The 21788-nt window shown below is 61.8% G+C and carries 19 protein-coding genes and 2 tRNA genes; 15 read left to right on the plus strand and 6 right to left on the minus strand.

Annotated elements, in window-relative coordinates:
• Nucleotides 1-4: 4 nt before the first annotated feature.
• The 4 genes from rodA to NW862_RS02305 all read left to right on the plus strand — a co-directional run bounded on the left by rodA (nucleotide 5) and on the right by NW862_RS02305 (nucleotide 5352).
• Nucleotides 5-1324, plus strand: a complete 1320-nt coding sequence (gene rodA, locus NW862_RS02290) for a rod shape-determining protein RodA (RefSeq protein WP_414333893.1) — start codon at nucleotides 5-7, stop codon at nucleotides 1322-1324.
• Between the two features lie 158 nt (nucleotides 1325-1482).
• Entirely contained in the window at nucleotides 1483-3441 is a 1959-nt protein-coding gene (acs, locus tag NW862_RS02295) for an acetate--CoA ligase (RefSeq protein ID WP_414336040.1), read from the plus strand.
• A gap of 57 nt (nucleotides 3442-3498) precedes the next feature.
• Nucleotides 3499-4719 carry a cysteine desulfurase family protein gene (locus NW862_RS02300; RefSeq protein WP_414336038.1) on the plus strand — a complete coding sequence of 407 codons (1221 nt, stop codon included), beginning with the start codon at nucleotides 3499-3501 and terminating at the stop codon, nucleotides 4717-4719.
• 33 nt (nucleotides 4720-4752) lie between these two features.
• Nucleotides 4753-5352: a CPP1-like family protein gene (locus NW862_RS02305; protein ID WP_414336036.1), complete on the plus strand. Its 600-nt coding sequence runs from the start codon at nucleotides 4753-4755 to the stop codon at nucleotides 5350-5352.
• A 279-nt stretch (nucleotides 5353-5631) separates the two neighbouring features.
• Here the strand turns inward: NW862_RS02305 and NW862_RS02310 are convergent, their stop codons facing one another.
• From NW862_RS02310 to lysA, 3 genes are all read right to left on the minus strand, one after another.
• Nucleotides 5632-6378: an isoprenyl transferase gene (locus NW862_RS02310; protein WP_414348939.1), complete on the minus strand. Its 747-nt coding sequence runs from the start codon at nucleotides 6376-6378 to the stop codon at nucleotides 5632-5634.
• 5 nt (nucleotides 6379-6383) lie between these two features.
• On the minus strand, nucleotides 6384-7307 hold the full coding sequence (gene cdaA, locus NW862_RS02315; protein ID WP_414334907.1) for a diadenylate cyclase CdaA: 924 nt from the start codon (nucleotides 7305-7307) through the stop codon (nucleotides 6384-6386).
• A gap of 212 nt (nucleotides 7308-7519) precedes the next feature.
• Entirely contained in the window at nucleotides 7520-8896 is a 1377-nt protein-coding gene (gene lysA, locus NW862_RS02320) for a diaminopimelate decarboxylase (protein WP_414334906.1), read from the minus strand.
• A 185-nt stretch (nucleotides 8897-9081) separates the two neighbouring features.
• On the opposite strand from lysA, the gene NW862_RS02325 reads away from it, so the two are divergent.
• Together NW862_RS02325 and NW862_RS02330 are read left to right on the plus strand one after the other, a co-directional pair.
• Nucleotides 9082-9167: transfer RNA gene (locus NW862_RS02325), tRNA-Tyr, on the plus strand.
• Nucleotides 9168-9175: 8 nt separating this feature from the next.
• Nucleotides 9176-9247 (plus strand) — tRNA-Thr (locus NW862_RS02330).
• On the opposite strand, the gene miaB is transcribed toward NW862_RS02330, so the two are convergent.
• Nucleotides 9247-10608 (minus strand): tRNA (N6-isopentenyl adenosine(37)-C2)-methylthiotransferase MiaB, encoded by a 1362-nt coding sequence (miaB, locus tag NW862_RS02335; protein WP_414348938.1) that lies wholly within the window; start codon nucleotides 10606-10608, stop codon nucleotides 9247-9249. The genes NW862_RS02330 and miaB overlap by 1 nt on opposite strands.
• Nucleotides 10609-10720: 112 nt before the next feature.
• Here miaB and NW862_RS02340 point away from each other — a divergent pair, with 112 nt between their 5' ends.
• From NW862_RS02340 to NW862_RS02355, 4 genes are all read left to right on the plus strand, one after another.
• Entirely contained in the window at nucleotides 10721-11155 is a 435-nt protein-coding gene (locus NW862_RS02340) for a BlaI/MecI/CopY family transcriptional regulator (RefSeq protein ID WP_414334904.1), read from the plus strand.
• Nucleotides 11152-12030 carry a M56 family metallopeptidase gene (locus NW862_RS02345; protein ID WP_414336691.1) on the plus strand — a complete coding sequence of 293 codons (879 nt, stop codon included), beginning with the start codon at nucleotides 11152-11154 and terminating at the stop codon, nucleotides 12028-12030. The genes NW862_RS02340 and NW862_RS02345 overlap by 4 nt, the downstream gene beginning before the upstream one ends.
• A gap of 83 nt (nucleotides 12031-12113) precedes the next feature.
• Nucleotides 12114-13061: an acetylglutamate kinase gene (gene argB / locus NW862_RS02350; RefSeq protein WP_414334902.1), complete on the plus strand. Its 948-nt coding sequence runs from the start codon at nucleotides 12114-12116 to the stop codon at nucleotides 13059-13061.
• Nucleotides 13062-13080: 19 nt separating this feature from the next.
• Nucleotides 13081-14925: an ABC transporter ATP-binding protein gene (locus tag NW862_RS02355; RefSeq protein ID WP_414426877.1), complete on the plus strand. Its 1845-nt coding sequence runs from the start codon at nucleotides 13081-13083 to the stop codon at nucleotides 14923-14925.
• On the opposite strand, the gene NW862_RS02360 is transcribed toward NW862_RS02355, so the two are convergent.
• Entirely contained in the window at nucleotides 14922-15128 is a 207-nt protein-coding gene (locus NW862_RS02360; RefSeq protein ID WP_414334899.1) for a hypothetical protein, read from the minus strand. The two genes, NW862_RS02355 and NW862_RS02360, sit on opposite strands and share 4 nt — an antisense overlap.
• A 179-nt stretch (nucleotides 15129-15307) precedes the next feature.
• Here NW862_RS02360 and NW862_RS02365 point away from each other — a divergent pair, with 179 nt between their 5' ends.
• The 3 genes from NW862_RS02365 (at nucleotide 15308) to NW862_RS02375 (ending at nucleotide 17845) form a co-directional block, all read left to right on the plus strand.
• Entirely contained in the window at nucleotides 15308-15679 is a 372-nt protein-coding gene (locus NW862_RS02365; RefSeq protein ID WP_414334898.1) for a hypothetical protein, read from the plus strand.
• Nucleotides 15680-15866: 187 nt separating this feature from the next.
• Nucleotides 15867-17378 (plus strand): AAA family ATPase, encoded by a 1512-nt coding sequence (locus NW862_RS02370; RefSeq protein ID WP_414334897.1) that lies wholly within the window; start codon nucleotides 15867-15869, stop codon nucleotides 17376-17378.
• Between the two features lie 116 nt (nucleotides 17379-17494).
• Nucleotides 17495-17845 (plus strand): DUF1257 domain-containing protein, encoded by a 351-nt coding sequence (locus NW862_RS02375; RefSeq protein ID WP_414334896.1) that lies wholly within the window; start codon nucleotides 17495-17497, stop codon nucleotides 17843-17845.
• Nucleotides 17846-17965: 120 nt separating this feature from the next.
• Here the strand turns inward: NW862_RS02375 and NW862_RS02380 are convergent, their stop codons facing one another.
• Nucleotides 17966-19204, minus strand: a complete 1239-nt coding sequence (locus NW862_RS02380) for a phosphoglycerate kinase (protein WP_414348941.1) — start codon at nucleotides 19202-19204, stop codon at nucleotides 17966-17968.
• 171 nt (nucleotides 19205-19375) lie between these two features.
• Here NW862_RS02380 and pds point away from each other — a divergent pair, with 171 nt between their 5' ends.
• Together pds and NW862_RS02390 are read left to right on the plus strand one after the other, a co-directional pair.
• Nucleotides 19376-20788, plus strand: a complete 1413-nt coding sequence (pds, locus tag NW862_RS02385; RefSeq protein WP_414348940.1) for a 15-cis-phytoene desaturase — start codon at nucleotides 19376-19378, stop codon at nucleotides 20786-20788.
• A gap of 116 nt (nucleotides 20789-20904) precedes the next feature.
• Nucleotides 20905-21783 carry a phytoene synthase gene (locus NW862_RS02390; RefSeq protein WP_414334895.1) on the plus strand — a complete coding sequence of 293 codons (879 nt, stop codon included), beginning with the start codon at nucleotides 20905-20907 and terminating at the stop codon, nucleotides 21781-21783.
• The last annotated feature ends 5 nt before the right edge of the window (nucleotides 21784-21788 follow it).

Raw genomic sequence — 21788 nt, forward strand, 5'->3', positions numbered from 1 at the left:
AGATATGGCCCTCTTCCTGTCCAGCGCTGATCCGAAAGTGCCCCCCCAGTCAAGGTGGAAACAGCTCCTGCAGCAAATCCTGTTGCCTTGGCGGGAGTTCGACGGCATTTTGCTGGCCACGGTGCTGGCCTTGACGGGCATCGGCATCATCGCCATCCGCAGCGCTGTCTGGGAGCGTCCCATCAGCCACTACTGGCTGCAGCAGTTGATCATGGCCGGGATCAGCCTGGTGTTTTTGGCGATGGTGGCGCGGATCCCCTACGAGCGGCTGCTGCGCTGGCATTGGTTCACCTATGGCCTGACTTTGGCGGGCTTGATTGCAGTGCTCTTTTTCGGCACGGCGGGAGGAGGGGCAGAGCGGTGGATCTCCATTGCCGGCGTCCAGGTACAGCCTTCCGAGTTTGCCAAGTTGGGGGTCATCATCACCCTGGCGGCCATTTTGCACCACTGGCCAATCAAATACTTCAGCCAAATCTGGGTGGCTGTTGCCGTCGTCGCTCCTCCTTGGGTTTTGATCTTCCTGCAGCCCAACTTGGGCACCGCCCTGGTGTTTGTGGTGATCTTGCTGGTCATGCTCTACTGGGCCGGGGCCAAGGGCAGTTGGATCCTCCTGCTGCTGTCGCCGGGGGTGGGGGCCATTCTCTACGGCCTGCACACCCGCGCGGAGTTGAGCTGGATGCTCTGGGTCTGGCTGATCTGGTGCCTGGGCATGGCGAGCCTAGCGGCTTGGCGGCTGCCTTGGCGGTGGACAGGAGCGATGACCTTTGGAGTGATCAACCTGCTCTCCGGGCATCTGGGCCAGGTGGCCTGGCACATCCTCAAGCCCTACCAGCGGCGGCGGCTGGAGATTTTTATCGATCCCATGCAAGAGCCCTGGGGATCCGGCTACCACCTGATTCAATCCCGCATCGCCATCGGCGCCGGTGGGCTCTGGGGCCGTGGCATCCAGCAGGGCACCCAAACCCAACTGGACTTTATCCCCGAGCAGCACACCGATTTCATTTTCTCGGCCATTGGGGAAGAGATGGGCTTTGTCGGCACCCTGACGGTGCTGATCCTGTTTTGGATTCTGTGTGCGCGGCTGATCTGGATTGCCCAAGGAGCCAAGGACAATTTCGGGTCTCTCATTGCCATCGGGGTGTTGGCGATGATCCTCTTTCAGGCGGTAGTCAATATCGGCATGACGATTGGCTTGGCCCCCATCACCGGCCTGCCCTTGCCTTTTTTGAGCTATGGCCGCTCGGCTCTGTTGACCAACTTTCTGGCCATCGGCCTGGTGGAATCGGTGGTGATGCACCGCCAACGCACCACCTTTTTCAAGTAATTTCAAGAGTTCCCCTCTCCCTTTGGGACAAGGGCCGGGGATCGATCCCTTGCTCTACCCCTGCTGGGGTAGGTATCCTATTCCCACCCCCCTCCCGTCGTCCCTTGTAGGGAGCCGCGGCGCGGTTGGGATCCCTTGTCTGTACCGGTCTTGTCGCCATGTCTCAACCGGCCCTGGAGTCGATTCTGCAGGAAAAACGCCTTTTCCCGCCGCCTCCCTCGTTTGTGCAGCGGGCTCGCATCACCCCTGAGCGCTACCAACAGATTTGCCAAGAGGCGGAAGCGGATCCCTTGGGGTTTTGGGAGCGGCTGGCACAGCAGGAATTGCACTGGTTTCAGCCTTGGCAGCAGGTGTTGCACTGGGATCCGCCCCAGGCGCAATGGTTTGTGGGGGGACAGCTCAACCTCAGCTACAACTGCCTGGATCGCCATTTGGACAATGGCCGCCGCCACAAGCCCGCCCTCATCTGGGAGGGGGAGCCGGGGGACACTCGCACCCTGACCTACGAGCAGCTCCACCGCGAGGTCTGCCGCTGGGCCAACGGCCTCAAGTCTCTGGGCATTCAAAAAGGGGATCGGGTGGGGATCTACATGCCGATGATCCCGGAGGCCGTCATGGCCATGCTGGCCTGTGCGCGGATCGGGGCAGCCCATACGGTGGTGTTCGGCGGGTTCAGCGCCGAGGCCCTCAAGGAGCGGCTGCGGGATGCGGAAGCCAAAGTCGTCATTACCGCCGATGGGGGCTGGCGCAAAGATGCCATCGTCCCCCTCAAGCCCCAAGTGGACTTGGCGCTGGCGGAAGGGGTGCCCAGCGTCGAAAAAGTCCTGGTGGTGCAGCGGACAGGACAAGCTGTGTCGATGATCCCGGATCGAGATATCTGGTGGCATGAGCTGGCCCCCAGCCTAGAAGAAGCCTGCCCCGCCGAGCCTATGGACGCGGAGGCGATGCTGTTTATCCTCTACACCTCCGGCACCACCGGCAAGCCCAAAGGCGTTGTCCACACCAGCGGCGGCTACAACCTCTACACTCACGTCACCTGTCAGTGGATCTTCGATTTGCAAGAAGAAGACATCTACTGGTGTACTGCCGATGTTGGCTGGATCACGGGCCACAGCTACATCGTCTATGGCCCCCTCTCCAATGGTGCGACGGTGTTTATGTACGAGGGGGCGCCCCGACCTGCTAAACCCGATTGTTTCTGGGAGCTGATCGCCCGCCACCGCATCTCGATTTTCTACACCGCCCCCACGGCAATCCGGGCTTTTATGAAAAGTGGCGACGCCCTGCCCCGCCGGCATGACCTCTCCTCGCTGCGGCTGTTGGGCACCGTGGGCGAGCCGATCAACCCGGAAGCCTGGATGTGGTACTACACCGTCATCGGCAGTGGGCGCTGCCCGATTGTGGATACCTGGTGGCAGACCGAAACCGGCGGCATTATGATCTCGCCCCTGCCGGGAGTTACACCCACCAAGCCGGGATCCGCCACCCGCCCTTTCCCGGGCATTGCGGCAGATGTGGTCGACATGGAAGGGAACCCGGCCCCAGAAGGGGGTTATCTGGTGATCCGCCGTCCCTGGCCGGGCATGATGCGCACCCTTTACAAAGATCCGCAGCGGTTCCGCTCCAGTTACTGGGAGCGGATCCCGCCCAAGGATGGGCAGTACTTCTACTTTGCCGGGGACGGCGCCCGCCGGGATGAAGATGGCTACTTTTGGGTGATGGGCCGGGTGGACGATGTCATCAATGTTGCCGGCCACCGTCTGGGCACGATGGAATTGGAATCGGCGCTGGTCTCTCACCCAGCTGTGGCGGAGGCAGCGGTGGTGGGGCGACCGGACGAGATCAAGGGAGAGGCGATCGTGGCTTTTGTCATCTTGGCGGAGGGCTACGGGCCGGGCGAAGCGCTGCGCCAAGCGCTGATGCAACATGTGGTCGAGGAGATCGGAGCCATCGCCCGCCCCAGCGAAATTCGCTTCACCGAGGCGCTGCCCAAGACCCGCTCTGGCAAGATCATGCGCCGCCTGCTGCGGCAACTGGCTGCCGGCTCCGGCATCAGCGGCGATACTTCTACTCTGGAAGACCTGGGGGTGCTGGAACGGCTGCGGCAAGGGGTGTGAACTGCCAACGCGCCGGCACTAAGATGGGGACATCGAGTCCTGGGTTGTCAAGCTCGCATGTCGCCTCTGGATCCCGCACTTTACTTTGACCACAGCGCCACCACTCCGCCTCGGCCTGAGGTGATCGAGGCTATGGGGCTGGCGATGCAGGAGAGTTGGGGCAACCCCTCCAGCTTGCATGGGTGGGGAGAACGGGCGGCCATGGCCATGGAACGGGCGCGGCAGCAGGTGGCCGAGCTGCTCAACTGTGAGCCGGAGACGCTGCTGTTTACCTCTGGCGGAACGGAGTCCAACAACCTGGCCCTGTTTGGGGTGGCGCAGCGCTACTCCACTCCCCAGCATCTCATCATCTCCAGCGTCGAGCACGCCTCGGTGGAGAATGCCGCCCGTCGGTTGCAGGCCCAGGGCTGGGAGGTAACCCGTCTGCCGGTGAACTCCGCCGGCCAGGTGGATCCCCAAACCTTGATCCAGGCGTTGCAGCCCAAGACCGTTCTGGTCTCCATCGTCCACGGCCAGAATGAGGTGGGATCCCTGCAGCCGATTGCCGAGCTGGGCCGCCTCTGTCGCCAGGCTGGGGTGCTCTTCCACACCGACGCGGTGCAGACGGCGGGGCGGATCCCCCTGGATCTGGCGCAACTGCCTGTGGACCTGCTCTCCCTGTCTGGGCATAAGCTTTACGGGCCGCAGGGGGTGGGGGCGCTCTATGTGCGCCCAGGGGTGGAGCTGCAACCGTTGCTGCGGGGGGGCGGGCAAGAACGGCGGCTGCGAGCCGGCACCCAAGGGATCCCTGCCATTGTCGGCCTAGGGGTGGCGGCGGCTTTGGCAGCCCAAGAGCTGGAGCGGGAGACGGCCCGCCTGCGGCAGTTGCAACGGCAGCTGGCCCAGTTGCTGGCCTCTGTGCCGGGTTTACGGCTGATCGGCCCCTCGGATCTGGAGCAACGCCTGCCCCACCACCTCAGCTACTGCACTGCCGCGATCCCGGGGCACGTGCTGGTGAGGGAGATGAGCCGCCAGGGAATCGCCATCAGCGCCGGCTCTGCCTGTAGCAGCGGCCAGCGGATCCCCAGCCGTATCCTTTTGGCCATGGGCTATTCCGAGGTCGAGGCCCTGGGATCTATCCGCCTCAGCCTGGGCAAGGCCACCACCCAAGCCGCGGTTGAGCAGGTGGCCCGCTCCCTGCAGGCTCTCCTCCGCTCTGCTGCTGGATCCCTTGAGGAGAAGGCAACCCAACCCCTGCCGTCGGCTCCTGCCGCTGAATTGGCGGCTGGGTTAAGGTGATAGAGAGTTACAGGGCTGGTCGTCATGGCTGAGATGAGTCCGTATCAGGTCTTAGGGGTCAGCGAAGAAGCCTCCTTTGAGGAGATCCAATCGGCGCGGGCCCGGCTCCTGGCCAGCTTGGGTGCGGATGAACAGCAGCAGGAGCGGGTGGAACAGGCCTACGACGCCATCCTGATGCAGCGCCTGCGCCTGCGCAAGGAGGGCAAGATCGCCGTCCCCGACCGCATTCGCTACGCCGAACAACGGGCTAGCCGTCCAGAGACAGAACCGAGTTTGACCCGTCCTGCTGCCCAAAATCCCCCCTGGATCAGCCGTTGGCTGGATAGCCCTTCTGCCCCGGATGTGCTCTGGCCCGCCGTGTTGCTGGGAGGGCTGGTGGGTTGGGTTGTCTTGGCCCCTGATGAGTATCCCTCCCTGCAACTGGCGCTGGGGCTGATGACCTGCATCTATTTCCTGTACCGCAAGGAGCGCCGCTTCCTTCGCGCTTTTCTCTTGGCGCTGGCAGGACTGAGCCTAGGACTGATGTTGGCCTACGGCATTGCCCTTCCCCTCACCGGCGGCGATGCCCCCGGCGCCCTGTTGGTGGGGATCACGTTTGGGGTGATGTGGCTGATAACCAGCTTTTTGCGCTAGTTGGGGAGCTTCAGCTACACACTCCTACATGTGTGCTGCCTGTCCATTCAAGTCGTCCCAAGCCGGCTTGAGATACAGCCACTTCAAACAGCAACGAAACGGTTCGTTACGTCGTTCCCTAACTCCCCTCTCCCTGAGGGAGAGGGGTTGGGGGTGAGGGCCCTGAGGGAGAGGGGTTGGGGGTGGTCGCGTGAGCGGCGCGGAGCGCTTGGGCTAGCTCCCTGAGGGAGAGGGGTTGGGGGTGAGGGTCTGGTTTGATTGAACCAGGCGGGCATCCTCTCATCTGCCGAAGCGCCGCTGCCGCGACTGATAGCTGAGCAGGGCTTGGTGAAAGGCGGCGCGGTCGAAATCCGGCCAGAGGATGGGGGTGAAGTACTGCTCGGTGTAGGCCATCTGCCAGAGCAGGAAGTTGCTGATGCGCATCTCGCCGCTGGTGCGGATCAACAGGTCGGGATCGGAGAGGCCGGTGGTGTAGAGAAATTGGGAAAAGAGGGCTTCGTCGATCTGATCCGGTTGCAAAAGTCCCTGTTGCACCAGGGTGGCAATCGAGCGGCAAGCCTGCAGGATCTCCTGTCTGCCGCCGTAGTTGAGGGCCACCGTCAGGCAAATGCCCTCGTTGTGCTGGGTGCGTTCCACCGCATGCAGGATCGTGTCCTGCAAAGACTGGGGCAGGGCCGACAACTGGCCGGCAAACTGGATGCGCACCCCCTGCTGCACCATTTCCGCCAGCTCCTGCCACAGCACCTGCTCAAACAAAGTCATGAGAAAATCGACTTCTTCGCGGGCGCGGCCCCAGTTCTCGGTGGAGAAGGCGTAGGCGGTGAGGGCGGGGATCCCCCAATCATCGCAACAGCGCAACAGCTCCTTCAGGGCCGCTACCCCGCGCTGATGCCCGACACTGCGGGGCAAACCCCGTTTTTGCGCCCACCGCCCGTTGCCATCCATGACCACTGCCACATGGCGGGGCAACAACTGCGGATCCAGGTCGGCAGGCAACTGCAGAAGATGGACAGGAGAAAGGGTCATGCGGCTCAGTCTTTGGGAAGGGTTTTCTCGGGTTTGCGAAAGCGTTTGGCCAGATCGAGCAGGGATCCCCACCAGCGCAGCAGTCCATTGCGCAACCACGGGTGGGCCCACAATCCCTGCAGCGGGGCATCTCGTTTTTTAGCATCGCGGGGATTGCGCAACCGCTGCACCAGCAGTTTGTGTAGCTCGGCACTGGTCAGGGGTCGCTCCAGGCGTCCGCCTTCTGCCAGCGAAATGGATCCCGTTTCTTCTGAGACCACAATACACAAGCAGTTGGCTTGTTCGGTGATCCCCATGGCGGCGCGGTGTCGTGTGCCCAGTTGTCGGGAGGCGGCCCGCTCCGAAACCGGCAGGATCACCCCCGCTGCGCGAATGCGATCCCGGTGGATGACAACGGCCCCATCATGGAGCAAAGTTGAAGTCTGGAAAATCGTCTGCAGGATCTCCCGCGACACCCGCGCCTGGAGAGAGACCCCTTTGTCGGTAAACACCCGCGAGTCAATGGGCTGATCTGGCTCGATTACAATCAGCGCCCCTGTCCGGTTTTGGGAAAGCTCTCGCACCGCCTGCACCAATTCTTCCACCAAATCCTCCTCAGGGTCGTCCTCGTCATTGCCTGCGTTGCCCGGCCACTCAACGCGGATGGCCCTCGCCAGTTGCTCCAGCAGCCGCCGAAACTCCGGCTGAAAGAGCACGCCCATGGCTACAGCTGCGGCCAGGAGCAGGCGATCCAAAATCAGGTGCACCAGCGGCAAGGAGGCTGTGGCCAGGTAGAGCACCAGGAGCACCATAAATCCCCGCACCAGCACCCCGGCCCGGCTCTCGCGGGTGTAGTAGAGGGCCAAAGCCAATAGCAAGACAGCCAGAGCCCAGTCCAAGAGGCTGAGAAAGGTAAATTGCTGTAGCCAAGCCCATAAGGCTGCCAGCATGCCAAAAAACCCCGTTCACGCTCCCCTCATTGCAGACCTTCTGCCTGTGCCGCTCTCAGAACCCTTGTTGACTGCGGCCCCCAGACCAGCCTACCACCCACCTCCTATCTGTTTTCCAGTCTCGCCCGCCCAAGACCGATGTGAGTTGCCCTTGCGGGACAAGCGGTACCCCCTTCCTCAACTGAGACGGCTGTGGTCAACCAACCTCCGCCTCACCGCCGCAGCCGCTCCGGTAAAACATCTTGACGAATTAGGTCGGCATAAGTTTCTCGCCGCAGGATCAGCTGGGCCTCTCCCTCATTGACCAGCACCGCGGCTGGTCGAGGAAAGCGATTGTAATTGGAAGCCATGCTGTAGTTATAGGCCCCCGTTGCCAAAACCACCAGCACTTCCCCTGCCATTGGGGCCGGCAGAAGCACATCCTTCAACAGCACATCTCCCGACTCGCAGTGTTTGCCGGCAATTGTGACCCGCTGCGTGGCCTCGGCCTCAGGGCGGTTGGCCAGAAGGGCGGTGTAGCGGGCTCCGTAGGTGATGGGGCGGGGGTTGTCGGACATGCCGCCGTCGATGGTGATGTAGAGACGTCCTTCGGGCAGGCCATCGCCCGGCGGGATCCGCTTTTGCCCCCCCAGGGTATAGGCGGTAACAGCAGCCGGCCCAATCACGGATCGTCCAGGCTCGCAGAGCACCTTGGGCAGCGAGATCCCGGCTTCTGCAAAAGCCTGTTGCACCGCTGTCGCCACTGTTTCCACCCACTCCGGAATGGAGGGGGGATCGTCGGATTCGACATAGCGGATCCCCAGGCCCCCACCCACATTCAGCTCTTGCAGAGGCAGCCCTCGCTCCAGCCCTTGCCGCCAGATCTGAGCCAGCACCCCTGCCAGATCCCGGTGTCCTTGCAGATCAAAAATCTGGGATCCGATGTGGGCGTGCAGCCCGACGCACTCCAACTGGGGATGGGCAGCTATCCGATCCATCGCTTCCGGCAGTTGCCATCGCCCGATGCCGAATTTGCTATCGGTTTGGCCGGTGCGGATGTACTCGTGGGTGTGGACATCGATACCGGGGTTAACCCGCAGCAACAGGCGGGCTGGTCGTTCAGAGGTGGCCAGGGCAGCCACCTGCTGCAGCTCGTAGAGGCTATCCACCACCAAAGTACAGCCCGTTTCCAGAGCCAGGTTCAGCTCCTCAACAGACTTGGCGTTGCCGTGCAGGTAGAGATCTTCGCCTTTGGCTCCTGCCTGCACAGCCGTGTACAGCTCCCCGCCGGAAGCCACATCCAGTCCCAGCCCCTCCTGCAGGGCCAAAGCACAAATGGCCAAGCAATTCCAGGCTTTCGTGGCGTACAAAACCCGGAATTCCCCCGCGTAGCAGCGGGCCCAGGTGTGGCGGTAGAGCCGGCACGCCTGCCGCAGAGTCCACTCGTCCAGGATGTAGAGAGGGGATCCAAACTGGCGCACCAGCTCCACCACGTCGCAGCCGCCAATTTCTAGGTGCCCCCGGCTGTTGATGCGGCTGGTCAGGGGGCGCAAAGACTGGTTGGGAGAAACTTGTTCGACGGGGGTGGGGGTGCCAAGGGTTGAAACCATAGTGACGAGCAAAAAGACTGTCCTACACCCTATCAAGTTTTCTCTCCAGTTTGGCCGAGGAAAGGCCCTCAAGCCCGCGCTTGCCAGGGGGATGGCTGCCTGCCCGGCCCCGCTAGGGCACGTTCCTCACAAGTGGATTCGATCTTGGCTGGCACTTTCTGCTACTATAGAAGGCCAGTGTCTGGGGGTCGATGCCCGAGGGGTTAAAGGGGGCGGACTGTAAATCCGCTGGCTTACGCCTACGTTGGTTCGAATCCAACTCGGCCCACCATCGGGTTTGCCCACGTGGCTCAGTGGTAGAGCACCCCCTTGGTAAGGGGGAGGTCACGAGTTCAATCCTCGTCGTGGGCTTACAGGATGTGGGTGGCCCCTGTTGGCTGGGGCAGAGTCTCGCCTGGCTTGCAGACCTCGCCGCTGAGAGAGAAGGCCCGTGTAGCCGTGATGCGCACCGGCACCAGGGATCCCTTCAGTTGTTCCGGATCCCCTGCGAAGAACACCAAGCGATTGCCGCGGGTGCGCCCCATGGCCTGGCGGGGGTTTTTCGGGTTGGGGCCTTCCACCAGCACCTCCTGCACTTGGCCCAGGAGTCGAGCGCTGCGGGCGGCAGCCACCTCGGCCACCAGTCGGTTCAGCCGTTGCAGGCGATCGCTTTTTTCCTCTTCCGGCACTTGGTCAGGCCACTCCGCCGCAGGGGTGCCGGGACGGGGGGAGTAGGCGGCGGTATTTAACAAGTCAAAGCCGATATCCCGCACCAGTTGCAGGGTTTCTTGGAACTGGGCTTCTGTTTCGCCCGGAAAGCCGACGATGGCATCGGCGCTGATGGCCGCTTCCGGCATGTATTGGCGGATGAGCTGGATGAGTTGGCGATAGCGCTCCTGGGTGTAGCCGCGCCGCATCCGCTTGAGCACGGCGTTGCTGCCTGCCTGGAAGGGGATGTGGAAGTGCTCGCAGACTTTGGGCAGCTCGGCGCAGGTGGCGATCAGCTCCTCGGTGAAGTAGCGCGGGTGGCTGGTGGCAAAGCGGATCCGCTCGATCCCTTCCACCGAATGGACGAAGCGCAACAGGCTGGCCAGGTTGGTCTTGGGATCCAGATCCCGCCCGTAGGCGTCGATGTTCTGGCCCAGCAAGGTCACCTCGCGGTAGCCCGCCCGGGCCACGTCTTCGATCTCGGCGCGAATGGCCTGAGGTTGGCGCGACTGCTCTTGTCCCCGCACCAGCGGCACGATGCAATAGGTGCAGCGTTCGTTGCAGCCGTAGATGACGTTGATCCAAGCGGTTACCTGGCTGTCGCGGCGGGGCTTGGTGATGTCTTCTGGGATCTCGATGGGATCGGTGGCCACCACCTGGTTGCCGGCCTCCACCTGCGCCAGCAGATCCCCAAGGCGGTTCACGTACTGGGGGCCCATGACCAGATCCAACTCGGGGACGCGGCGCAACAACTTTTCTCCCTCTTGCTGGGCCACACAGCCGGCCACGATGAGCTTGATGGCCGGGTTTTTCCGTTTGCGCTGCGCCTGGATGCCCAGGTAGGAATACACCTTCTGCTCAGCATTGTCGCGGATGGTGCAGGTGTTGTAGAGAACCAAATCCGCCTGCGACTCATCTTCGGTGGCCACATACCCCAGCGACTCCAGGATCCCGGCCATGCGCTCGGTGTCGGCGCGGTTCATTTGGCAGCCGAAGGTGATGGTGTGGTAAGTGGGAGCAGCCATGGGAAGAACAGCACCAAAAGCCATCATTTTGAGCTTAGCGGATCCCTGACGGTTACGGAGTTTGCGACTGCATCGGCTAATCTGGAAAGGATCCTTACCCTGGCAAAGGTGCATGTTGCCAAAGCATCGTCCCAAGCAACTGTCGCTGGGCCCTCTGGAATCGGAAATCCTGGATATCCTTTGGGATTTGGGCAGTGCCAGCACCCGGCAAATCCACGAGCGCATCTTGGCCGATCCGGATCGAGAGCTGGCCTATGCGTCGGTAACCACCGTCTTGCAGCGCCTGAGCCAGAAGGGCTGGGTGAGCTGTGAGCGCCGCACCGATGCGCAGGGGCGAAACCTACCGATGCTGTGGCGGCCCCGTCTTTCTCGTCAGGAAGCGGCCAGCCTCAGGGCCTTCACCCACCTGCAACAATTTTTGGCCGTGGGGGATCCGGATACGGTGGCAGCCTTTGCCGACAGCCTGGATCAGGCCAGTGTGTCCCAGTTGCAGGCGATTGCCGAACGGCTGCGGGCAGCTCGTCAAGCTAGGAGGGAGACGCGATGAGCCACTTGGGCATGTTGGCACTGGGCTTAGGCCTCAGTTGGCTGTGGCGGGCGCAAGTGCGTCTGGATAAAGGTGGCGGGTGGGGCCGACGTTGGCAGCGAGCTTGGCTCCATTTCTTGCTGCCGCCGCTGCTTTTGCTGACAACTGCTTTGGCCTTGGCCTGGATGGGGCCATGGGGACAAATGGCCGGGTCGGGGGGCTGGTTCTGCTACGGCTGTGCCCTGCTGCTGCTGGCTGTGGCCGGCGGCGTGGCCTTGCGCTGGATGTGGGAATACTGGTGCTCCTATCGACGCGCCCACCTACAGGCTCTGGCCCAAGTGGATTTGCATGGCTCTCCAGCCTATGTGCTGGACTTGGAGATCCCTTTTGCCGCCCAAGTGGGGGTGTGGAATTCGCGGCTGGTGGTCAGCCGCGGCCTGCTGGAGCAATTGGATGAGGAGCACTTGCGGGCTGTGATCGCCCACGAAGAGGCCCACCGCCACTACCGCGACACCCTCTGGATGTTTGGGGTGGGCTGGCTGCGACGCCTCACCGGCTGGCTGCCCAACACCGAGATCCTCTGGCAGGAATTGCTCACCCTGCGGGAGCTGCGGGCGGATCGCTGGGCGGCCCAACGGGTGGATCCCTTGCTGTTGGGAGAAGCCTTGCTGCAGGTGGTGGGCTATGGGGTGGGGGATCAACTGGCATCAGCTTGGGTTGGCTTTGCAATGGCCGTGAGTTCAGACCCAGGACAACGGCTGCAAGAGCGCATCGATGCTCTGCTGCAGCAGGCAGAGTTAGAGCCTGTCGATCCCTTACCCAGTGCTCCAGTTCAGGGTTGGGCTTGGTTAGGGTTGGCCCTGTTGCCTTTGCTGGCGATTCCGTTCCATAGCTGATTGCGGTAGCGGGACGGAGTCCCAGAATCTGGCAGAATGCGCTACTCTAGGTCAGGCTTTCTGACTTCTACCGACTTACGGCAGTGCAGACCAACTTTTCCCTTTCTGAGGCGACTGGGTCGGCCTGTGATCCCCTGACGCGGGCGCAGATCCTCATTGAGGCTCTGCCCTACATCCAGCAGTACCAGGGCCGCGTCATTGTCATCAAATATGGCGGCGCCGCCATGGTGCATCAGGAACGGCGGGCCGAGGTGTTACGGGACATCGTCTTTCTGGCCTGCGTTGGCATCCGTCCGGTGCTGGTGCATGGAGGAGGCCCGGAGATTAACAGTTGGCTGCAAAAGCTGGACATTCCCTTCAAGTTTGTGGACGGCCTGCGGGTGACCGATGCCGCCACCATGGAGGTGGTGGAGATGGTGCTGGTGGGCAAGGTCAACAAGCAGATTGTACAGCTCATCAGCTTAGCGGGCGGCTCGGCGGTGGGGCTGTGCGGTCGGGATGGCAATTTGATCAAGGCGCGCTCCCAGGGCCGGGCGGAAATCGGCTTTGTGGGAGAAGTCAGCACCATCAACCCCCAGTTGGTGCAAACTCTGTTGGAGGGCGGCCAGATCCCGGTGATCTCCAGCGTGGCCGCCGACGAGACGGGCCAAGCCTACAACATCAATGCCGATACGGTAGCCGGGGAGCTGGCGGCCTCTCTAGGGGCAGAAAAGCTGATCCTTCTCACCGACACCCCCGGCATTCTCAGGGATCCCCAAGATTCTGGATCCCTGATTACGCTTCTGGATATCGAGATGGCCCGCCAGTTAATCCAGAGCGGCGTGGTCAGAGGCGGCATGATCCCCAAGGTGCAGTGCTGCATTCGCGCCTTGGCTCAAGGGGTGCGGGCCGCCCACATCCTAGACGGGGGATCCCCGCATTCCCTGCTCTTGGAACTGCTAACCGATGCCGGCGTGGGCACTAAGCTTGTCCCTTCCCAATTTTCCGCCCAGTTGGAGGGACTGAACAGCGGGCCTGCTAGGCTTCCTTAACGTTTTTGGGTGTCAGTCAGTGAGCCTTGCCACCTCTCCCCCCGCTGCCGATTTAAGTAGGGATCCCCAACCCCGGCGAGAAAGTGACTGGCGACTGCTGCGGCTGCTCTGGCCCTATGCCCGGCGGCACCTGAAGCTGTTGTTGGCCGCCTTGGCCTTTTTGCCGCCCCTGGCCCTAGCCGATGCGGTGCAGCCCTTGATCCTGCAGCGGGCCCTGGACGGCCCCATCGCCCAAGCGCTCGCCCAAGGCAACAGTGGGATCCTCGCCGGCCTCTGGCCCTACGTGGGCCTGTTGATCCTCACCCTGCTGGCCCGCTGGGTTTTTCAAGCCTTGGAAGGGTATACCAGCCAGAAGCTGGGGCAGTTGATGACCCGCGACATCCGCAATGATCTCTTTGCCCACGTGCTGGCCCTGCCGGCCCAATTTTTCGATCGCACCCCGGTGGGCAAGTTGATCACCCGCATCACCAGCGATGTAGAAGCTCTGGGGGATGTGTTTTCCACCGGCGCGGTCGGCATCGTCAGCGACCTCTTTACCCTGGCGGTAATCGCGGTGGTAATGCTCAGCCAGCGCTGGGATCTGGGCCTGCTGCTGATCCTCATTGTCCTGCCGGTTAGCGCTGTGGTCATCGAGCTGCAGCGCCGCTTTCGCGATGCCAACTTCCGCGTGCGGGAAGAGCTCTCCAAGCTCAACGCCTGGATCCAGGAAAACGTCTTGGGCATTGCTGTGGTGCAACTGTTTCGGCGGGAGCGGCTCAACAGCGAGATTTTTCAAACCATCAACCGGCGCTACATCCAAGAGGTGGATCAGACCATCCTCTACGACTCTGCCCTTTCCGCCGTTTTGGAGTGGGTTGCCTGGCTGGCGGTGGCCGCTCTCCTGTGGGTGGGGGGGCAGCAGGTGCTGGCAGCCGGAGGGGGATCCCTGCCTTTGCCCCGAGACCCCCTCACCTTCGGCAGCCTCTACGCCTTCATTCTCTTTTCCCAGCGCTTTTTCAACCCCCTGCGCCAGTTGGCGGAAAAGTTCACCGCCCTGCAGGCGGGGTTCACCGCCGTGGAACGCATCGACCACATCCTCAGCCTGCCCGTCGCCATCCAGGATCCCGTCCAGCCGCGCCACCTGCCCCCAACGGCCAAAGGGGAGGTGCAGTTCGAGCAGGTCTGGTTTGCCTACAACCCCGGCGAGTGGGTGCTCAAAGACCTCAGCTTCACCATCCGCCCCGGCGAAAAGGTCGCCCTGGTGGGGCCCACCGGCGCCGGCAAAAGCTCCATCATCCGCCTACTTTGCCGCCTTTACGAGGTAACTCGCGGCTGCATCCGCATCGACGGCGTGGACATTCGCGATCTGCCCCAGGCCGAGCTGCACCGTCACCTGGGCGTGATCCTGCAGGACGGATTCTTGTTCTCTGGAGATATCCAGCAAAACATCACCCTGGGAGAGAAGGGCGAGCTGGCAGAAGTAGAGCGGGTGGCCCGCCAACTCCACCTGCACGAGTTCATCCGCGAGCTGCCCCAGGGCTACGCCACCCCCGTGCGGGAGCGGGGCAGCAACCTCTCCAGCGGCCAAAAACAGCTCATTAGCTTTGTGCGGGCCCTGTGGCGGGATCCGAAAATCTTGGTCTTGGATGAGGCCACCGCCAGCCTGGATGTGGGCACGGAGGCCCTGATCCAATCCGCCCTGGAAACCCTGCTACGGGATCGCACCGCCCTCATCATCGCCCATCGCCTCTCCACCATCCGCAATGTGGATCGCATCTTGGTTCTGCAGCGGGGGGAACTGAAAGAACAGGGATCCCACGCCGAGCTCATGGCCCGCAACGGCCTCTACGCCAAGCTCTACCGGCTGCAAGGTCTGGGCGGCTAGCGACCGGCACCAAAGCGAGACCCAAGCGCCCGCAGGGTGGTGAAGCTGGCGTCCGCAAGGGCAACTCGAGCTTTGCAGAGCAACAGATTGCCACTGTCCAGGGCAATGTCCTTTAAGCTGGCCAAACCATCGCCGGTTTGCACCAGGGCACGGCGGCCCCAACTGGAGAAATTTTTGCTGAGGGTGTTGATTAAGCGTTCCATAGGGATTGCCCACTCCGCTCCTGAGTCTCCTACTTAGCCTACTCCCCCACCCGCAGATGTCCACAAGCCCAAAAGATATCGAGAAAATTATTACAGATTGTTAAAAGCTTGCCGTCAAAGCGGCAGGCTGGCTATGATGGCCTTCAAGTTTGGCAAGCAACTCAGAAAAGCGGTTAGCCATGAATCATCGGCCAGAAGTAGTGGAAGGCACAGAGGTCAAGCAGAAGGTAACTCTGTATCTCTCACCTGACCTGTACCGGAATCTGAAGATTCGGGCTGCCGTGGAGCAAGAGCCAATGTCAGCGGTGGCAGAGAAGGCCCTCACCTTTTATCTGCTGCACCCAGAAGTTATCGAAGGCGTACAAGGCAGCGCCTACCGCGTCCATCGGTGCCCTGAGTGCGGCCATCGGTTTGTCATCCGCAACGGAGAGGTGGTTTCGCTGCACCAGCCATCGGCTGAGGAAGCCATTCTCGAAGAGGTGGAGCCAGAATACTGGGGATCGGCTGCCGGCTCGGAAGAGCAACGGCAAGATGCGTTGGTGCCCTGCTAAAACGCTTCTAGGTGGGCTCCTTTGGCAACTGAAGCTAGACAGGAGCAAACACCAGCACAAAAGGTTTCTAAGATTCACTCAACAAGGACATCTTCCCAAGCGCGATCCAAGCCCAAGCAACCCAAACTCCGTTTTTCTCCCTTTCTGTCGCTTTCCTTAGATTTCCCCTCTGCAGTTGGTGTTTCCCATGCAAGAGCTCAGCATCCTCATTCAAGCTCAATACCCACTGCTGTACCTGCTTACCCCAGAGGAGGAACGGGCGGAAGCGGCTCTGGCAGCGATTGCCCGCACCCTGAGGCCCCAGCGACGCCTATTCATCTGGACAGTTACCCACGGCATCATCGAATACGGCAACCCCCGCAGCCTCACCCAGCACAACACCCAATCTCCCCAGCCGGCCATCCAGTGGGTGATGGAGCAAAAGGATCCCGCCATCTGCGTCTTCAAGGATCTGCACGACTTTTTGGACAACACCGAGGTCAAGCGTTGGCTGCGCGATGCCATCGCCAGCTTGAAGGGATCCCACAAAACCATCTTGCTCATGTCGCCGGTGCAGGTGATCCCCGTCGAGCTGGAGAAAGACATTTGCGTAGTCGACTTTCCCCTGCCGGACATGGCTGCCCTGGAGCGCACCCTCAACCGGCAGTTGGAGCAGCTTCCCCGCGGCGGATCCGTAAGCCCTGAGACGCGAGAAAAGCTGGTCAAAGCGGCCCTGGGCCTGACGCAGGATGAGGCGGAAAAAGTTTACCGCAAGGCGGTGGTGACGCACGGTCGCCTCAGCGAGGCGGAGGTCGATATCGTTCTCTCTGAGAAAAAGCAACTGATCCGCCGCAACGGCATCCTTGAGTTCATCGAAGAAGATGAGACGATCGACGCGGTCGGCGGTCTGGAGGAATTGAAGCGTTGGCTGCTACAGCGCTCTGAGGCCTTTACCGAGCGGGCCCGTGCCTACGGCCTGCCTCAGCCCAAGGGGCTTTTGATTCTGGGGGTGCCCGGCTGCGGCAAGTCCCTGATCGCCAAGACCACCGCCCGTCTCTGGGGTTTGCCGCTGCTGCGCCTAGATATGGGCCGCGTCTATGATGGCTCTATGGTCGGCAAGTCAGAGGCCAACCTGCGCAGCGCCCTGCGCACCGCCGAATCGCTGGCACCGGCCATCCTCTTTATCGACGAGCTGGACAAAGCCTTCGCCGGCTCGGCAGGCTCTAGCGACTCCGATGGCGGCACCTCCAGCCGCATCTTTGGCTCCTTCCTCACCTGGATGCAGGAGAAGCGTTCGCCGGTGTTTGTCATGGCCACGGCCAACCGCGTAGAGCGCCTGCCGGGCGAGTTCCTGCGCAAGGGCCGTTTTGACGAGATTTTCTTCGTGGATCTGCCCAACATCAACGAGCGCATGGAGATCTTCCGGATCCACCTGAAGAAGCGGCGGCGCGACATCAGCCGCTTTGATCTGCGTCAGCTAGCAGCGGCCTGCGAGGGCTTCTCCGGCGCGGAGATCGAACAAGTTTTGATTGCTGCCATGTACGAAGCGTTTGCCCAGAACCGCGAATTTACGCAACTGGACATTTTGGCAGCAACGAAAGCAACTCAACCGCTATCTCGCACCATGACGGAGCAAGTGGTAGCGTTGAGGGAATGGGCCCAGCAGCGGGCTCGGCCTGCAGCAGCCTCTGTAGCCGAGTACCAGCGGCTGGAGTTCTAGGAGGAGTGAGAAGCCAGAGTTGCCTTGGCAGAGGCAAAAATGGCAAAACCCCCACTTTGAACGTTGCCCATTGTTTGTGTTGATGTTCCAAACCCTAAACACAGGAGAGAAACACCATGTCTCATTTTAGCACCTTGCGCACCAAGATCACCGATGGCCAGATTCTGGTTAACTCCCTGCGCGATCTCGGCTACACCGTCAAGATGAACGCCGATGTGCGTGGCTACAACGGCCAGCGTGTTCGTGCCGACATCGTGGCCCAATTGGAAGGCGACTACGATCTGGGCTGGTCCAAGAACCCCGACGGTTCCTACGACCTGATCGCCGATCTGTGGGGCGTGGCCAAGAAGCACAACCAAACCGAGTTGATCAACTCCATCAACCAGAAGTACGCCGTCAACAAGACCTTGGCCGAGGTGAAGCGTCCTGGCTTGAACAACGCCAACGTTAAAGTGGTGATGCACTAAGCCGGATCCAGTCTCGCCATTGCTGCGGCCATCTGCGCCGAGTAGATCACAAAGAGGGGCTGAACTCAGCCCCTACTTTTTTGCTGCTTTTGGGTTGGATGAGCCGAGCAGGAACTTACACTACGCTTCGCTGAGGACGGCAATGCCGGGCAGCTCTTTGCCCTCCAGCAGCTCCAGGCTGGCGCCGCCGCCGGTGGAAATGTGGGTCATTTTGTCGGCCAGGCCGACTTTTTCCACAGCCGCCACCGAGTCGCCGCCGCCAATGATGGTGATGGCCCCGGCCTGGGTGAGGTCGGCCAGGGTGCGGGCAATGGCTTCTGTGCCCGCGGCAAAGCGGTCGAATTCAAATACGCCCATCGGCCCGTTCCAGACTACGGTTTGGCACCCCTGCAGGGCAGCCTGGAAGGCTTTGACCGATTCGGGGCCGATGTCCAAGCCCATCCAGTCGTCGGGAATGGCGTGGATGGAAACCGTCTGGGCGTTGGCGTCTTTGTCAAACTTATCGGCCACCACCACATCCACCGGCAGCAGCAGCTCTACGCCCCGCGCTTTGGCCTTCTCCATCAGAGAGCGGGCCAGCTCCAGCTTGTCGGTTTCCACCAAAGACTTGCCGGTTGGGATCCCTTGGGCTTGGTAGAAGGTGAAGATCATGCCGCCGCCCAGCAGGAGCTTGTCCACTTTTTCCAGCAGCCGCTCAATGACGCCAATCTTAGTAGAGACTTTGGAGCCGCCGATGATGGCCGCCAGAGGTCGCTGGGGGTTCTCGATGGCGCCGGAGAGAAACTGCAGCTCCTTTTCCACCAGGTAGCCGGCCACGGCAGGCTGGAGGTAGGCGGTGACGCCGGCGGTGGAGGCGTGGGCGCGGTGGGCGCTGCCAAAGGCATCGTTGACGAATAGATCAGCCAGGGAGGCCAGCTTGCGAGCAAACTCCGGGTCGTTGGCTTCCTCTTCCGGGTAAAAGCGAACGTTTTCCAAGAGGGCCACCTGTCCGTTTTCCAGGCGGCTGACCACGGCTTCCGCCTCAGGGCCAATGCAGTCGGGGGCAAAGGCCACCGGCTGGCCCAAGAGCTGGGAAAGACGGGTGGCCACAGGGGCGAGGCTATTGCCCTCGCGGGTGATCTGGAGGGCGCCGGTCTCTTTGTCTTTTTTGATGGGGCGGCCCAGGTGGCTGGTGAGGATGACCTTGGCCCCCGCCTGGGCCAGAGCTTGGATGGTGGGCAGCGAGGCGCGGATGCGGGTGTCGTCGGTAATGTTGCCCTGGGGATCCAGAGGGACGTTGAAATCGGCGCGCACCAGCACACGCTTGCCGGTCAGATCAAAGCCGGATGACAGCAGGGATCCCAGTGTTTGTTTGGCCATCATCGTCCCTCCCCCTGGAACCAAGAGAATCGCTTTTTTCTTCCGTATCCTACCAGGGATCGGATCCCGGCGGGAAACAAGTGCTCTCCGGGTTCTCTCCCCACCGCCGGTGGCTGGAGCGATTGTAACGGTTTGCAAATAGAATAAAAGTGTTGCTTGATCGTCATCATCATGCGTGTTGCCATTGCTGGAGGGGGGCTGGCGGGGCTGGCCTGTGCCAAGTATCTGTGTGATGCCGGGCATCAGCCGCTGCTGTTTGAGCGGCGGGATGTGCTGGGGGGGCTGGTGGCCGCCTGGAAGGATGCCGACGGGGACTGGATTGAGACGGGTTTGCACAACTTTTTCGGCGCCTACCCCAACACCTTGCAACTGTTCCGGGAGCTGGGTATCTCCGATCGCCTGCAGTGGAAGGAACACAGTTTGATCTTCAACCAGCCGGACAAGCCGGGCACCTACTCCCGCTTTGACCTGCCGGACATTCCCGCTCCCTTCAACGCCATTGTCGGCATCCTGCGCAACAACGACATGCTCACCTGGAGCGAAAAGGTGAAATTTGCCCTGGGCCTAGTGCCGGCCATGGTGCGGGGCCAGCGCTACGTGGAGCAGATGGATCGCTACAGCCTCTTAGAATGGCTGCGCCGGCAGGGCATCGATGAGCGGGTCAACACGGATATTTTTATCGCCGTCTCCAAGGCGTTGGCGTTCATCAACCCGGACGAGATCTCGGCCATGGTGCCCCTGACGGCCCTGAACCGCTTTTTGCGCCAAAAGGACGGCTCGAAGATCGCCTACCTGGATGGCGCCCCGCCGGAGCGGCTTTGCCAGCCGATGGCGGACTCCATCATAGCCCGCGGCGGCCAGGTGCATTTGAATGCGGTGCTGCAGGCCATCGACCTCAACCCCGACGGCAGTGTAGCGGGCTTTCGCTTTCTCACCCCTGCCGGGCCGCTTCAGGTCACCGCCGACGCCTACGTCTCAGCCCTTTCGGTGGATGCACTCAAAGAGCTGCTGCCGGCCCGGTGGTGGGAACTGCCCTATTTTCAGCAACTGCGCGAGCTGGAAGGGGTGCCGGTGATCAGCCTGCAGATTTGGTTTGACCGCAAGCTCACCCACATCGACCACTCGCTGTTTTCCCGCTCGCCGCTCTTGAGCGTGTATGCCGACATGAGCAATACCTGCCGCGGCTATGCGGATCCACAGCGCTCGATGCTGGAGCTGGTGCTGGCCCCGGCTGCCGAGTGGATCGACCGCAGCGACGAGGAGATCTTCGCCGCCACGCTGGAGGAGCTCCAAAAACTCTTTCCCCAGCACCTCACCGGCCCCAACCCGGCGCGGGTGCGCAAATGGGTGGTGGTGAAAACGCCGCGCTCGGTCTATAAGGCCACACCGGGCCGGCAGCAATACCGTCCCACTCAGGTCACCCCCATCCCCAACTTTTTCTTGGCGGGCAGCTACACCCTGCAACCCTTCCTGGGCAGCATGGAGGGGGCCATCCTCTCCGGCAAGTGGGCAGCCGAGGCCATCAGCAAGGGGAGCCCATCCCCGGCGGCTGCGCTCTCAAGGTTGGCAACCGCAGGGGTTTGATCGCCTCATTTGGAGCAACCTGACTGTCGGGGCTATCCAGCCTGTCCGCTTTCCCGTAGTGTTGAGATGTGCCCTCGCTGTCCCCATCTGGCCCCGCGCCCCTGGAGATGAGCCCGATGAGTCCGCTGGAGCAATCTTTTGCCCTCTGCCGCCAGATCACGGCCAAGCACGCCAAGACGTTTTATTTGGGATCCCTGCTCTTGCCTCGACCCAAGCGGCGGGCCATCTGGGCCATCTATGCTTGGCTGCGGCAGACCGATGAGTTGCTGGATGGGCTGGAGGCCAGCCAGACGGCGGTGGAAGTCACCCGCAGCAAGCTGGAGCAGTGGGGATCCCATCTGGAGTCCTTGTTCCAGGGGGGGGAGCCGCAAGCCCCCACCGACCTGGCCTTGATCCACACCATCCACACCTACCGCCTCTCGATTGAGCCCTTCCGCGAGATGTTACGGGGGCAAAGCATGGATCTGGACACCCGGCGCTACGCCACCTGGGAAGACCTGCGGGTTTACTGCTACCGGGTGGCCGGGGTGGTGGGGCTGATGTGCTCGGAGATCATGGGGTTTGTGCCGGGTCGGGATGGCCGCGAGGAGGCGGTGGCCCTGGGGATCGCCATGCAACTGACCAACATCTTGCGCGATGTGGGGGAAGATGCCCGCCGCGGGCGGATCTATTTGCCTCTGGAGGACTTGCGCCGCTTCAACTACTCAGAGCGGGATTTGTTTAACTATGTCATCGACGAGCGCTGGATGGCCCTGATGGACTACGAGATCCGGCGAGCTCGAGAGCTCTATGCCCAAGCGGAACGAGGGATCCCTACCCTGCAGCCGGACTCCCGCTGGCCGGTGGCCGCTTCTTTGATGCTCTACCGGCAGATCCTCAACGCCATCGAGCGCAACCACTACCAGGTGTTTCGCACTCGGGCCTATGTGTCCACCCTGAGCAAGGCGCTGGCGCTGCCGGTGGCCTGGTGGCGCTCCAACTACTACGGCTATTAGTAGTG

Source organism: Synechococcus sp. H55.8 (genome assembly GCF_047462375.1).
Taxonomy (GTDB): domain Bacteria; phylum Cyanobacteriota; class Cyanobacteriia; order Thermostichales; family Thermostichaceae; genus Thermostichus.